General features: G+C 73.0%; 14 protein-coding genes. All 14 read right to left on the reverse strand.

Annotation, left to right across the window (positions count from 1 at the left end; genetic code table 11):
• Window positions 1-178: 178 nt before the first annotated feature.
• Complete coding sequence (locus ACWDRR_RS26110; RefSeq protein WP_449774655.1) at window positions 179-961, reverse strand: hypothetical protein; 783 nt, start codon at window positions 959-961, stop codon at window positions 179-181.
• Between the two features lie 174 nt (window positions 962-1135).
• On the reverse strand, window positions 1136-2563 hold the full coding sequence (locus tag ACWDRR_RS26115) for a hypothetical protein (RefSeq protein WP_449774656.1): 1428 nt from the start codon (window positions 2561-2563) through the stop codon (window positions 1136-1138).
• A 241-nt stretch (window positions 2564-2804) separates the two neighbouring features.
• Window positions 2805-3320, reverse strand: coding sequence for a hypothetical protein (locus tag ACWDRR_RS26120; protein WP_449774657.1), 516 nt, complete (start codon window positions 3318-3320; stop codon window positions 2805-2807).
• A gap of 68 nt (window positions 3321-3388) precedes the next feature.
• Window positions 3389-4303, reverse strand: coding sequence for a Mom family adenine methylcarbamoylation protein (locus ACWDRR_RS26125; protein ID WP_449774658.1), 915 nt, complete (start codon window positions 4301-4303; stop codon window positions 3389-3391).
• Between the two features lie 132 nt (window positions 4304-4435).
• Complete coding sequence (locus ACWDRR_RS26130) at window positions 4436-5254, reverse strand: hypothetical protein (RefSeq protein WP_449774659.1); 819 nt, start codon at window positions 5252-5254, stop codon at window positions 4436-4438.
• An 88-nt stretch (window positions 5255-5342) separates the two neighbouring features.
• Window positions 5343-6059 (reverse strand): hypothetical protein, encoded by a 717-nt coding sequence (locus tag ACWDRR_RS26135; protein WP_449774660.1) that lies wholly within the window; start codon window positions 6057-6059, stop codon window positions 5343-5345.
• A 3-nt stretch (window positions 6060-6062) separates the two neighbouring features.
• Complete coding sequence (locus ACWDRR_RS26140) at window positions 6063-6521, reverse strand: DUF6197 family protein (RefSeq protein WP_449774661.1); 459 nt, start codon at window positions 6519-6521, stop codon at window positions 6063-6065.
• 106 nt (window positions 6522-6627) lie between these two features.
• A complete protein-coding gene (locus ACWDRR_RS26145) occupies window positions 6628-7356 on the reverse strand; it encodes a hypothetical protein (protein WP_449774662.1) in 729 nt (242 codons plus the stop codon).
• Window positions 7353-8207, reverse strand: coding sequence for a hypothetical protein (locus ACWDRR_RS26150; protein ID WP_449774663.1), 855 nt, complete (start codon window positions 8205-8207; stop codon window positions 7353-7355). Before ACWDRR_RS26150 ends, ACWDRR_RS26145 begins: the two co-directional genes overlap by 4 nt.
• A gap of 196 nt (window positions 8208-8403) precedes the next feature.
• Window positions 8404-8766 carry a hypothetical protein gene (locus ACWDRR_RS26155; protein WP_449774664.1) on the reverse strand — a complete coding sequence of 121 codons (363 nt, stop codon included), beginning with the start codon at window positions 8764-8766 and terminating at the stop codon, window positions 8404-8406.
• Between the two features lie 87 nt (window positions 8767-8853).
• Window positions 8854-9210, reverse strand: a complete 357-nt coding sequence (locus ACWDRR_RS26160) for a GNAT family N-acetyltransferase (RefSeq protein ID WP_449774665.1) — start codon at window positions 9208-9210, stop codon at window positions 8854-8856.
• A 119-nt stretch (window positions 9211-9329) separates the two neighbouring features.
• Complete coding sequence (locus ACWDRR_RS26165) at window positions 9330-10073, reverse strand: hypothetical protein (RefSeq protein WP_449774666.1); 744 nt, start codon at window positions 10071-10073, stop codon at window positions 9330-9332.
• Window positions 10074-10163: 90 nt separating this feature from the next.
• Complete coding sequence (locus ACWDRR_RS26170) at window positions 10164-10484, reverse strand: hypothetical protein (protein ID WP_449774667.1); 321 nt, start codon at window positions 10482-10484, stop codon at window positions 10164-10166.
• Window positions 10485-10544: 60 nt separating this feature from the next.
• Window positions 10545-12287 carry a hypothetical protein gene (locus ACWDRR_RS26175; RefSeq protein WP_449774668.1) on the reverse strand — a complete coding sequence of 581 codons (1743 nt, stop codon included), beginning with the start codon at window positions 12285-12287 and terminating at the stop codon, window positions 10545-10547.
• Between the last annotated feature and the right edge of the window lie 99 nt (window positions 12288-12386).

Raw genomic sequence — 12386 nt, forward strand, 5'->3', positions numbered from 1 at the left:
ACGGTTCGATTGTCGTCCGGGAGCCACCCGGCCCGACACGAGAAAGACTACCATGGATAATGCATCGAACATAGGGGTTCGACGCCTCCACGGCAGGCCCGAGGGTCGGGATGCTGTCCTCGTCCTTCGCCATCGGCGGGGTCGGGCGGGCGGAGGGGTCCGCCCGCCCGGCGGTGGGTCAGCGGGTACGGGCGAGGAAGACGCGGGCGGCGGTGACGAGGTCTCCGCCGAAACCGGCCTGGAGCCTGGCGAGTGCGCTCGGGCCGTACCGCTCGACCATGTCGCAGCCGATGGTGATGCGGTAGGCATCGGAGGGAGCCGGGTGGTGGTCATCGAAAACCTGGCCGTCGGCGAACGCCCGGAGGATGTCGATCCCCGTCTCCCATCCCTCCGATCCGAGCAGGTCGTACTCCTCGGTGAAGTCGGGGTAGACCCGGGCCAGGTCCTGCGGCGTGACGTCGGGCGACACCAGCCCGTTGACCAGCGCCTCGGCGACCTTGTGGGCGGTGGCGGTGAAGATCCACATCCACCCGTTGGTCTCTTCGCCGATCAGCTTCTCCAGCGGCGGGAAGGGCGGTGCCGTGGCGACGGCGTGTTCCTTCCGCAGCCAGTCGCGCAGTACGGCGGTGGTCCGGGTGTGCTGGCGGGCGGCCTGTCGGGCGGTGCGCACCTCCCAGGCTCCGGAGTCCACGACCTTGTGGTGCGCGTCCGTGAGCATCCACAGCACCGCGTGGCCCGGGTGGTCCGGCCGGAGGTACAGGCGGAAGTACGCCGGATAGTCCGGAACGTCCTGCGGGTGCAGGAGGAACACGCGGTGCGACGGGTGGCGCGGGCTGGTGATCCTCACGCCCAGCTCGATCTCCACGCTGTAGTCGTCGGAGAGGTGTACGACCTTCGCGGGCACGCCGCTTCGGCGCAGCGCCCTTGCGAGGGGATGGGCGGGGGAGGGTGCAGTGGGCACGGGCAGTCCTTCGCTTCGGGGGGCGGTTCGATTGCCTTCCGGGAGCCACCCGGCCTGACAAGAGAAAGACTACCATGAAAAATGCATCCAATTGGGTTGGTTGACGCTCTCGCATCAGCCAACCCCCAGGCGGGAGGCCTCGCCGTCCGGCTTGCCGCCCCGGTGCCGCGACCGCTACACCGCCGCCCGCAGCCCCGCCTCGACCGGCTCCTCGCCGGCGCCGGGGGTGGGGCCGGCCGCGGTCCGCCAGGCCGTCTCGAAGCCCGCCCTGGCCTTGGGCAGCACCGTCGCAGGGGCGGTGACGAACTGGCGCTCCCGGGTCGGGTAGCTGTCCGCGCGCCGGACGGTGACCACCCGGTCGAAGCCGAGGTCGTACCCGGGGACCGTGCTGGCCACGTGCTCCAGGGCGCGCCCCGGCCGGTCGGCGAAGCGTTCCAGGTCGGTGAGGGCCTGGCGGCGGCTGAGGACGCCGATCCGGCGCACCGAGCGCCAGACGTTGCCCTTGATCTGCGTGTCCGAACAGAGCGGGTCCCGCCGCGGGCACCGCGCCCCGCTGACGGTCTGGCAGATCTTGCAGCGGGGCAGCTCGGAAGGGAGCGCGCCGGATTCGACGGCCAGCTTGTGGCAGCGTGCGCACCGGGGGCCGTGCCGGGTCTTGCAGTGCTCGGAGCGTCCGGGCGTCAGTACGCGGCGGACCTCGTAGATGCTCCAGGGCTCGGAGTCGAGCCGCTCGGCCAGCAGATCGAGCGCGGGGGTGTTGCCGGCGCGGTGCAGTTCCTCCCGCAGTGAGGACTTCGCGTACAGGGTGAAGCGCGGGTTGAGCGCCTGCGCGGTGTACTCCAGCAGCGCGGCCTCGGCGATCTGCCGCGGGAAGCGCCTGGAGCGGGCCATGTGGTCGGGCAGGGAGCCCGCGCTGACCGGGTAGGGGCATGCCCAGCAGAAGCTCTTCGGGTACGAAACACCAAGGCGGGACTTGAGGTAGGCGAGCAGCGTGGGGCGGTCCCAGCCCCAGTTGATCAGGGGGTACCAGGGCCTGCGGCCGGGCTTGGGGAAGGACGTGTCGACCCGGGCGCGGGAGACCTCGCCGGCCTCGAAGCCGACGACGTGCCGGTAGGGGCCGTGCAGGTTCTGCTTGAACCAGAGGTCCAGGGGCTCGCCCTTGGCGCGGACACTGCACAGCCGGCTACCCCCGTACATCGGCACGGTGCCCGACTCGCTCAGGTCCAGCAGCAGGCTCCACCGGCCGGAGGTGTGGATGCGGGTCGGGGTGCGGGTGTCGGAGAGGATCTCGACGCCCGACCGGGCGATGGAGTGCCCGCCGCGGGCGATCTGCACGTAGCGGACGCGGTGGGCGCGCAGCAACGGCAGGACGTGCTGCTCTGCGAGGGAGACGCTGTCGGGCCACTCCATGCCGGTCATGGCCGTGATCACGATCAGGTCGGACAGGTCGGGCCGCAGGCCGTAGGCGGTCGGGTTCTCCAGGAACCGCAGGAGGATCGCGGTGGAGTCGGCTCCGAGGCCCCAGCTGACGACCGTCGTGCCGCACGGCTCGGGCTCGGGGAAGGAATCGGCGTTGAACAGAACAAGCTGACTGGAGGTCATGACGGGTGCGCTCCAACCGGCGCGGGCGGCTGGCGGCCCGCGCCGGGTTCGAAGGAGGGGAAGGGGTCCGGCTGCAGGTCCCCGGGTGAACGGGGCCGGTGGCCAGGAAGGCCTCTCCGCAGGCGGGTCCTGGCCCGGGCGGGAGGGTGGCGCCGGCCGTGCGGCGCGGGGAACGGGTGCGCGATCGGCCCCGGCGGCCGCCGCCCTTGCCTCTCGGAGGCGGCGGCCGCCGGGGGGAACGTCAGGCGGTGGTCTGGGCTGTGGCCAGCCCGGCCAGCGACCGGACGGCGGCGGGGACCGGGAGCTGGGCCATGTCGACGTCGGCCATGCCGTGCGCGTAGAGCTTGACGATGGGGCCGGGTGGGCTGTCGGTCAGGTGGGAAAGCGAGACGGCCAGGTGCTCGCCCGGCCCGAGGGTGCTGGTGTCCAGCGCCCCGAGAGCGGTGACGGGCCCGGTGGGTGAGGGGTAGTCGATCGTCTCCATGTCGAGCGCGGCACGGACCAGCCGGTCGGCGTTCGCGGTGGACAGGCCGAGCGCCATGATGCTGACGTGCATCGGGCAGGTGACCAGGGCGACCACCTGGCCGCCGCCGAGCGTCCCGGCCACGGCCATGGAGGCGGAGGCGGACTCCCAGCCCGCCTGCCAGCCGTCCTGCGGGCCCAGCGCGGGTGCCGCTGCGATGAGGGCGTCCACGGCGCTAACGCGCCCTTCGTTGACGTTGACGTGCCAGAGGAAGAGGGCGTCGTCGAGGTTCATGGGGTCTCCAGTGCGGTGCGCGACGGTTCGATTGGGGCCGGTAGCCAACCGGCCTGACAAGAGAAAGACTACCATGAATATTGCATCGAAAGTGCCTCTGTGTGCCGCTTCGGCGCAGGGTAGGCCGTCGGCGCCACGGTGACGCTCGTCCGGCGCGCTCCGATGGACCGCGCATAGAGGTGGTTGCCCCCGTGGTCCAGCCGTCCGGCCCCGATCGCCTCCAGTGCCTCCTCCAGCCACCTGCCGCCCGGCTCCCCCGCCTCCCGCGGCCGGGCCCCCAGCACCCGCAGCCGCCGTTCGACCCCGTGGTGCCCGCTCTCGTCCCGGCGCACCTTCATCGCTGCACGGTCCGTGAGCACCGTGCCGTCCGGCAGGACCACCAGCCGACGCGCCCGGCTCCGGCCCAGGTACGCGAAGTCCTGCGCCGCGTAGACGTGCCCCACGTGCCCGGGCGTGACCACCTCCCTGCCCTGCAGGGTGACCCTGAACCGCGGGTGCGGGTCCGAGTAGGCGACCACTCCCCGCACACCGCGCCCGGCCGCGAGCGCGAAGGAGGCAGCGCACATCCACGACTCGCCGTTGCTCGGCACCTCGTCCAGGAGCACCAGCCGGCTCAGCTCCACCGACTCCCGGTACGGCTCCAAGGAAGGGAACACCCGCGTCAACACCGCCCGCGCCATCGGCACCCCGAGCGCCAGCACGCCGACCAGGCGGCCGCCGTCCGGCTCGCCCGCCCCGGGCGCCGCGGTGAGCAGCTGCATCCCGAACGCCATTCGCACCGCCGGCCACGAACCGCTGTAGTGGTGCCGCTCCACGAACCGCCGCGCCGGCCCGGCCTCCAAGGCGACGCACCGGTACAGGGTCGGATCGAATCCACCCTTGCTCGTTCGCCTCCACCCCGGGCGCCGGTTGCTCCACCGCTGGCACCACACCGGCTCCAACAGGTCCAACTGCTCCCCGTCACGGGGCGATACGCCGGTCACGGCCGGCCACCACGACCGGACCCGTCCCGCCTGGACGGCCCCGGGCTCCCGGGAACGCGGAGCGCGAAGGCGACCGCGTCGTGACGGTTGACCGGCCCGTCCGGCCCCGGGGGCGGACGGGCCGTCGGGCCGCTACAGCAGCCCGAGGACCAGGAGGACGAGGTCGAGGTCGCCCTCGACGTCGAGCGCGGCCTCCGTGGCGTCGTCGGCCGAGACCCCGGCGGCGAGGTGGACGTTCACGACCGTGCGCCCCGTGCCGAGACCCGCGAGCGTGTCGGTGCCCGGCACGTTCGGGTACGGGGTGAGCACCGGGAACGCCGCCGAGAGCCGGGTGTACGCGTTGGCCACGGCGAACGGAGGCCGCACGTCCTGCGGCGGCAGGGCGGCGGCCAGGGCGCGCACGACCGACCCCAGCTGTGCCCGGGCCTCCAGCAGGACCCGCCCCGGGGCGGTGGAGCGGGCCGTGGCCTCGACGTGCGGCCCGTTCCGCCACGCGACCACATCCGCCCCGGGGAGCATGGCGGCCGTCGACTGGGCCCGCTCCGGAAGGTGGGCGATCAGCGCCGTCATCGTCAGCAGCTGGCGCAGCCTCCGTCGCTCGGGCGTGGCGCCGGGCTCCTCGGGCGGGGTGAGGTGGTCGCGGGCGATCGCGGCAGCGACCGTGGCGGGGGAGATGTGCCTCCACGGGAGCAGGGTGCGCGCGACGGGGGCGCCCGGTGCGTCGGCCGTCTGCAGGCCGTAGGGCCAGGCGCGGACCGCGACGCCCTCGGTGGTGCCGGTGAGTAGGATGCGGCGGGCCCGGTCGTTGAGGACGGCCTGCGGGTTTCCTTCGTCGTCGTGTCCGGCGGGGTCGGCCTCCCAGCGGCCTTGGCGCGCGGGCAGCTCGTCTCCCGTGTAGGCGGCGAGCCAAGGCATGTCCCAGGTGTGGTCAAGGGTGTTGGCGGTGGTCATGGGCATCCTTCCGGTGGGGTGTACCGGGCTGTGGCGGGGTGTGGCCCGGGGCCGACGACCGCCGAAGCGGTCGTCGGCCGGGGCGGGCCTACAGGAGTGCGGGGGCCAGTGCCGTCCGGACAGCGGCGTCGCGGGCCTGGCGGCGGCGAAGGCGAGGCGGTACCGCCAGGCCGAGCAGTCCGTACTCCTCGATCACCAGCGCGTTGAACTGGGCGCCGTGGGCCCTGACCAGGCGCTGGACCGCCTCCAGTTCGGCGCGCTGGCGCAGCTCCGCCAGGCTCTCGCCAGCCGCCTTCCGCGTCTCGGCCTCCGCCGCCTCCGTCCGCCGGATCCCGGAGGCCAGTGCGGTGCTCTCCGTCAGCCGCGCGAGCAGGGCCGTGCGGAACGACGCGGTCCGCCCGCGCCACTCGTCGCCCTCCGAAGAGGCGTCGGCGGTCCGCTGCTGGAACTGGCCCTCCACCGTGGACCGGAGGTGGTTCAGTGCGTCGGTCCAGCGGTCCACGTTGACCGCGTCCCGCAGCGCACCGGCCTGGACCGGGGTCACCTTCCCCCGCACGTCCTGGATCGCCAGGGCGGCGAACTCCACGTCGCCCAGTGCGGCGACCTGCTCGGTCACCGGCAGCGAACTGGCCGGAACGATGGCCTTGCTGGTGAGGTGATACCACCCGCAGTCGCATTCGTACGGCTCCAGGTGGTGCACGTAGTTGGCGGCGGTCCGGCGGGCGGCCGTCGGCGTGGCGAAATTGGCCTTGCCCGGGGTGGGGCAGCCTTCGGGGACCGCCGTCTCGACTCGGTTCCTGGTCACGGGTCAGCTCCGACGGTTCGCGGCGGCGCGGATGGTGCGGGCGGCCGCGTCGGCGGTCAGACCCTCGGTCTCGCCCCACGACGAGATGACGGTCCGCCGGTAGTCGGCCTCCGACACCCCGAGCGGCGCGTACAGGTCCGACGTGATCGGCACGTCCGACAGGTGGTCGGACAGGGCCCGCAGCGCCTCGGAGAACTCCGCCGGGTGGTCGGCGCGCCGACGCACGGCGACCTGGCCCCGGCGGCGCGCACCGGTGCGGATGGTCCGCCCGGCCGCCAGGCGCTGCGCGCGGTCGAAGGCGTGCAGGACGGAGCACGGCGCGTCCGGCGCGTAGGTGGCGGGCGGGTAGGTCTCCCACTCCTCGTCGCTGAGCCCGGCGCCCTGGTGCAGGCCGTTGGCCTCGATGCGGCGGGCGGTCAGTTCCATGACCAGCTCGTTGCGGGCAATGCGGTGACGGCTCACAGGTTCCTCCTGGTGAATATGGTTCGATCGCCTTCCGGGAGCCACCCGGCCTGACAAGAGAAAGACTACCATGAACTTTGCATTGAATGAAGCCGGTTGACCCCTCTCACTCGCCGCCCCCACCGGCGCTGGCAAGCGCGGACAGGATGCCGGCGAACCGCTCGGGGGTCCGGTCCGGCCAGGGCGCCGCGCCGTCCAGGGCGGCGCGCACGCAGGCCTCCCACTCGTGGAAGAACTCCATCAGCACGTCGCTCAGCTCCAGCGTGGCCTCCTGGTCGGTGAAGTCCACGCCGGTGCCCTCCAGCCAGGCCGCCGCCGTTCGGGCCCGCGCCCTGGTGCCGCACCCAGAGGCGAGCCTGACCCGGTTCCGCCAGGGCAGGCACACGCTCCACGGGAGGGGCGCGTAGCGGCCGGCGGGCCGGTAGAGCGTCAGGACGGCCGGTTCACCGGCCACCGGGGCCGGATCGGGGGCGGTGGCCGGGTGACGCCTGAACAGCTCGTTGACGTCGTTCAGGCGGGCGAAGCGCCCGCCCGCACCGTTGTCCCGGGCCTCGGCGAGCACCGGGTGCGGGTCGTAGAGGCCGGGGGTGGCCAGCAGGGCGACGGTGGGGTGGGTCAGCCCGCCGACCGCAACGGCGCGTCCGTCGGGCAGGGTGAAGGCCGTGGGGGTGCCGTCGGCGCGGACGGCGGCGACGATGACGGGCTGGTAGTCGGCCCGGTCGGACCGGGGGCCGGCGTCCGGTGCCTGGCGCCAGGTCTCCAGGACGGCGAGCTGGCCGCGGACGGCCCGAAGCGGCGGGCGCTCGGCGGCGGTGCGGTCGTGAGGGCTGTTCATGAGGCTCCCTGGGGTGAGCTGGTCCGGGCGTTCGCACCGATCCACGCTGCGATCGCGTCGGCGCAGGCCTGCGCGTCGCGGTAGGCGTCCAGGCCGTGGCCGTCGTAGACGTCGGTGCGGTCGCCGGGGTCGTAGTCGGGGTGGAAGGCGGTGAGCCAGCGCTCGTGGTCGGCGGCCGGGTGTTCGGCGCGGGCGTCGTCGGTGCTGAGGATCTCCCCGCCCGGGACAGTGAGCGCCACCGCCGTGCAGCCGCCCCCGGTAGGCGCGATGGCGGCGGCCAGGCCGCGCTCGGCCAGCGCCAGGACGAGGAGCTCACCGGCGTTCGCCTCGGGGTCCCCAACCCCGGCGCCTGTGGGCGTGGGCGTCGCCGGCGGGCGGTGGAGCCAGAAGCCCTCACCGGCCTCGTCCAGGACACGGCGGCCCACCTCCCAATCGGTGAGGCGCGAGACCTCGTCCCACGTCCATGGCTCGCCGTCGTGGCGCGACACCTCGGGGCCGCTGACCAGCCACAGCAGGTCCACGGGCGCGGCGGTGAACAGCTCGCCGATGATCCGGCGTTCGACGCGGACGAACACGCGATCACCGGCCACCTCCACGGCCCGCCCCGGCGCGTTGCGGGCCGCGAAGACCGGGCACGCGGTGCAGTCCGGGAACTCCTGGGCGGCGACACACGCGCCGTAGGGCCCCCACTGGCTCAGCCGGGTGTCGCGCCGGCTCTCGTGCAGGGCGGCCCAGGATCGCGGCCGAAGGGCGCATTGGGCGTCGACGCTGCCGATGTGGGCGTTCAGGGACAGGCGGTTCCACCCGCCCGGGGGGCGGGCCGGCTCGGGGGCGGGCAGGTACAGCGGCATGGCGGGGTCTCCGATCGGGAGGCGGGGTGAAGGCGGGTCGGGGCGGTCGTCGAACCGGTCCGGACGGTGGGACGTCTCCCGGCCGAAGCCGTAGGCGGCGTGCGCAGCGAAGGATGGCGCGGCCGGATCCGTGGGCAGAGTCGGAGCGATCCGGCTCGGGGGAGTCCGTGTGGGGGGAAGGGGGCGTGGTGGGGGGCTACGGCCGGTCGGCCCCGAGCGCGGCGACCAGGCGGGCGGACCGGCGGGCGGCGTCGTCCAGCTGCTCGAAGATCACTTCCGGGATGCGGTCCAGGATCAGGCGGACGATCTCCTGCCCGGCCTCGCAGCCCTGGTTGTAGTCCCTGCTGTCGTAGTCGGGGCCGCCGGCCAGCCACGCCCGCAGGGCCGTCTCGACAATCCGGAGGTCGTTGTCCGGGCCTTTCCAGAGCCGGTGATCGGCGAAGGCGCGGCGGACGGCGGACGCTGCCCAGTCGACGCCCTGTTCGTAGCGGCAGGTGACCAGCTCGGGTCGGGCGAACTCGGCCAGTGCGGCCAGAACCATCTCAGCCGTGACCGGCATGTGGCCTCCATGGGAGTGGGGCCGCCCGCCGGAGGCCGGGGGCGGCGGAAGGGGGCGGCTCGCTTTCCGCGAGCCGCCCCCGGGGGTTCACAGGGAGGCGATCCAGGCCTGACCGTATTCCGTCAGGACGTCACTGTGGACGGGGCGGGTCCAGCCCTGGATCTCGGCCTTCTCGCAGGCCAGTTGCCACATCGCCGTGGCGATGCCGTTGCGGCGGAACGCCTTGCGCACGCCGACCCACCAGACCATGCCGTCCTCGCGGTCCCACAGCAGCGAGCCCACCCGCACCCCTCCGGCCGTCACGGCACTCACACCGTGGCAGCCTTCCGCCGCGAAGCCGTAGGTGAGCCGATCGGGCGCGTAGTTGAAGCTCTCGTAGACGATCTCCTCGGCGGGCCCGGTCGCCGGGGTGCCGGAGTGGCCTGCGGTCATGACAGTGCTCATGCGCTCTCTCCTGTGGTCCGATTGCCGTCCGGGAGCCACCCGGTCTGACAAGAGAAAGACTACCATGAATAATGCATTGAACATAGCCCTTCGGTTCCTTGTGCCTCGGGGCCGGCGAGCTATCCGGCGCGGCGGGCCCAGCGTTCGGCCTGCCGGTCCAGCTCGTGCTGGATCCTGTCGGCCCGGTGGAGGTGGTTGGCGGCCTCGGCGGCCTTCTCGCCGACCTGCGCCACCAGGCCGAGGCAGTGTTCGGCGGCCCAGCCCTCCCGGATCACGTCGAGTTCGGTCCCCTTCCGGCGGGCCTCGTCGGCGGCGTCGCAGGCCGCGAGGAACAGGGCCTCCGCGGATCCGGCCGCCTCCTGGGCGAGTCGGGCGTGGTCCCGCAGTGTCGTCATGAGCTCACCGGCCTCCGTCCTGCCGAGTGCCTTCCCGGCCTGCTCCAGGGCCAGGCCGCCGCGGCGCACCGCCCGCTGGGCGGCCTCGCCCACCGGCCGGCACGACTCGTACCCCTTCAGGGCCTCGCCGAGCGCGGCGTAGGCGCGCCCTGCGGGCCTCTTGACCGTCGGCACCGGCGCCTCGGCAGCGGTGACCGTCACCGCCCACTCGGCGGCGTTCGCGTCCTTCCGAACGAACCGGTCGACGCCGCGCGCGATCCACCAGGTGATCGGGGCGTACGGCGGCAGGCCGGTCTCGTCGCCGAACTTCGACAGCTCGTACGCCGTGAAGGTGCTGTCGCGGCCGAACCGCCGCGCGCAGTGGGCCACGTTCAGCGCCCGCTTGGCGTTGGCCATGGTGATCGGGTAGTCCCTGCCGTTCACGCGGTAGCCGACGATCTGACCGTCCGCCAGGTGCAGCACGCCCATGTGATCCCTCTTCTCGATGTGTGGTGCCCGGTGGGCCAGTGCCGGGCCCCGTCCTGCCAGCGGGCGGGACCCGGCACCGGCCGGGTGCGGCTAGTTCGTGTCGGGCCCGGCGAACGGGTCGGACCCCGGGTGCGCGTCCAGCGGGTACAGGCAGACCACCTTGCGGGCGCCCGGCGGCGGGACGTGCCCCAGCTTCCGCTCCTCCTTGCTGTCCTTGGTGCCCGGCAGGCTGTAGGTCTCGCCGTCGGCGTACAGCGCGTCGGTCCAGCCCTCCATGGGGGCGAAGTGGTTGCCCTCCGGGTCCGAGGACAGGACCACGGGCGTGTCGGGGCTGAACTTCTCCTCCCGGATCAGGTGGGCCAGGGTCGTCTGCAGGTCGCCGATGGTGATCGGGCGGACGGGGGTGCTCACGGGTGCCTCCACGGCGGTTCGGTTGCCGTCCGGGAGCCACCCGGACTGACAGGAGAAAGACTACCATGAAAAAGGCATCGAATGGGGCTGCGGCTCCCGCCTTCCCACCTCGTCCGCCCCGGGGAACTCCAGCTGTTCGAACCCGCCCTCTGCTGGGCGCTGTGCGGCCGGGGCCCGGCTGGCCTTGTCGGTGACGGACTCGTCGAGACCGTGGTGCGGCCTCTCCAGCCTGTAGGTGGCTGCCTGGTAGCGCGCCGTCGGCTCGTACCAGTCCTCACCCTGGATGGAGGCGGAGACGGCCGCGCCCATGAACGGGCTCACCGCATCGGCCTCCATCTGGGCGATCTTGCGGATGCCCTCGTCGCCCTTGCGGGTGGGGATGTAGGTCCACGGGTAGTCCCGGCGAAACCCGACCAGCATACCGAGCTCGGGAAGGCTGATCTTGACAGTGCCCTCGCCCTGCGGGACGTCGGCCGGGCGGAACCTGATGCCGTACCAGGGAGCGGTGACGCACTGTCCGACGGTGTTGAGCGGGAATGAGCCGCCACCCATCGGCTTGCCATTCTTGGGGTTCACCCCGCGCTTGCCCCGGGTGTCGGCCCACCAGTCGGACGGGAGGTTCAGCGCGGCCGCCACGGTCACTGTCGGCAGGGCGGGACGTCCCTGGTAGGGCTCGATCCGCCGGCTGAGCTCCGGTGCCCAGTCCGGCAGTCTGCCGGTGCGCTTGAGGGTGTGCGCCCACATCTCGCGGGCCGCCTCGTCGCCGTCCACGTGATCCGCGTAGCGGGGCTCCTCGTAGCGGGTGGCGACCATCCAGGCCCGCTCCCGGTGGGTGGCCGCGCCGAAGTCGGCGGCGTCCGCGACCTGCCACGAGCACCATGGCCAGCCGAACCCCTCCGCGCTGGTGATCTCGGACTGGATGGCCTCCGCCAGGGCCGGGCTCTGCCGCAGCAGGTTCGCCGACTGCTCCACGGTGATCGACACCAGCGGGGCCCCGATCTGCACCAGGCACATCGGCCAGATCAGTACCTCGGCCATGAGCGCGGTGCGCTCGTCGGAGACCGCGCCCGCCGCCCACTCCCGGAACTCGGCGGGCGTCATGCACGGCGGCAGGTGCCCGCCGCCGCAAAACTCGCCCCAGCCGTCGGCGTCCGGGTGTTCCTCCATGCCGTCCAGGACGTCGCCGGCGTAGCTATGCGGGCCGCCGTAGAGGCTGCACAGGTCGTCAACCCACAGGTAGCCGAAGGCCTCGCTCGCCTGCCACATGATCGACTGCAGTTCGAAGGCCTCCTCCGGGTCCCATCCGGCTCGCTTGCCCGCGCTGGAAAGGGTCTGGCACGGCGGGGAGCCGTGGAAGCGCCGCACCCACCGCAGGACGGGCTGCCGGGGGTCGAGCGTGCGGATGTCCGCCTCGACCACCCAGTGACCGGCCGCCCGGGCGGTCGCCGCGGCGTCGCGGTTGGATTCGATCAGTACCCAGTCGCCGGTCTTGTCCACCAGTCCGCGCCCGGCGGACATCCCGCCCGGCCCGCCGAAGGCCTCGATGCCCCGCTCCGGCTCGCCCTCGACCCACGGCCGGGCCCAGTGCGGCGGATAGGGGAACGCGAAGTCGGTACAGGCCCGGCAATCGGCGCACGCGGCCCCCGCGTTGCAGACGTCGCAGACGTCGCAGCTCCAGCCGTCCCACTCCAGCACCGCCGGACGGAAGCCGTTCGCATACGCGCGGCCGTCCCCGTCCGTCGCCGCACCGAGCACGGAGGCGCCCGCCCGCAACTCGTCCCGACCGGCGGTGAATGTCGGCATGGTGAGGTCCTCCTGCAGGGTTCGATGGCAACACGGGAGCCACCCGTGATGACAAGAGAAAGCCTACCATGGATAATGCATTGAATGAGTCTTGTGCAC

This window comes from Kitasatospora sp. NPDC003701 (assembly GCF_053587085.1).

What these genes read in the sequence shown, in the direction of transcription:
- ACWDRR_RS26155 (WP_449774664.1), bottom strand. Translation starts at nt 8,766, where the DNA reads ATGCCGGTCACGGCTGAGATGGTTCTGGCCGCACTGGCCGAGTTCGCC.
- ACWDRR_RS26145 (WP_449774662.1), bottom strand. Translation starts at nt 7,356, where the DNA reads ATGAACAGCCCTCACGACCGCACCGCCGCCGAGCGCCCGCCGCTTCGG.
- ACWDRR_RS26165 (WP_449774666.1), bottom strand. Translation starts at nt 10,073, where the DNA reads ATGGGCGTGCTGCACCTGGCGGACGGTCAGATCGTCGGCTACCGCGTG.
- ACWDRR_RS26150 (WP_449774663.1), bottom strand. Translation starts at nt 8,207, where the DNA reads ATGCCGCTGTACCTGCCCGCCCCCGAGCCGGCCCGCCCCCCGGGCGGG.
- ACWDRR_RS26130 (WP_449774659.1), bottom strand. Translation starts at nt 5,254, where the DNA reads ATGACCACCGCCAACACCCTTGACCACACCTGGGACATGCCTTGGCTC.
- ACWDRR_RS26175 (WP_449774668.1), bottom strand. Translation starts at nt 12,287, where the DNA reads ATGCCGACATTCACCGCCGGTCGGGACGAGTTGCGGGCGGGCGCCTCC.
- ACWDRR_RS26115 (WP_449774656.1), bottom strand. Translation starts at nt 2,563, where the DNA reads ATGACCTCCAGTCAGCTTGTTCTGTTCAACGCCGATTCCTTCCCCGAG.
- ACWDRR_RS26120 (WP_449774657.1), bottom strand. Translation starts at nt 3,320, where the DNA reads ATGAACCTCGACGACGCCCTCTTCCTCTGGCACGTCAACGTCAACGAA.
- ACWDRR_RS26160 (WP_449774665.1), bottom strand. Translation starts at nt 9,210, where the DNA reads ATGAGCACTGTCATGACCGCAGGCCACTCCGGCACCCCGGCGACCGGG.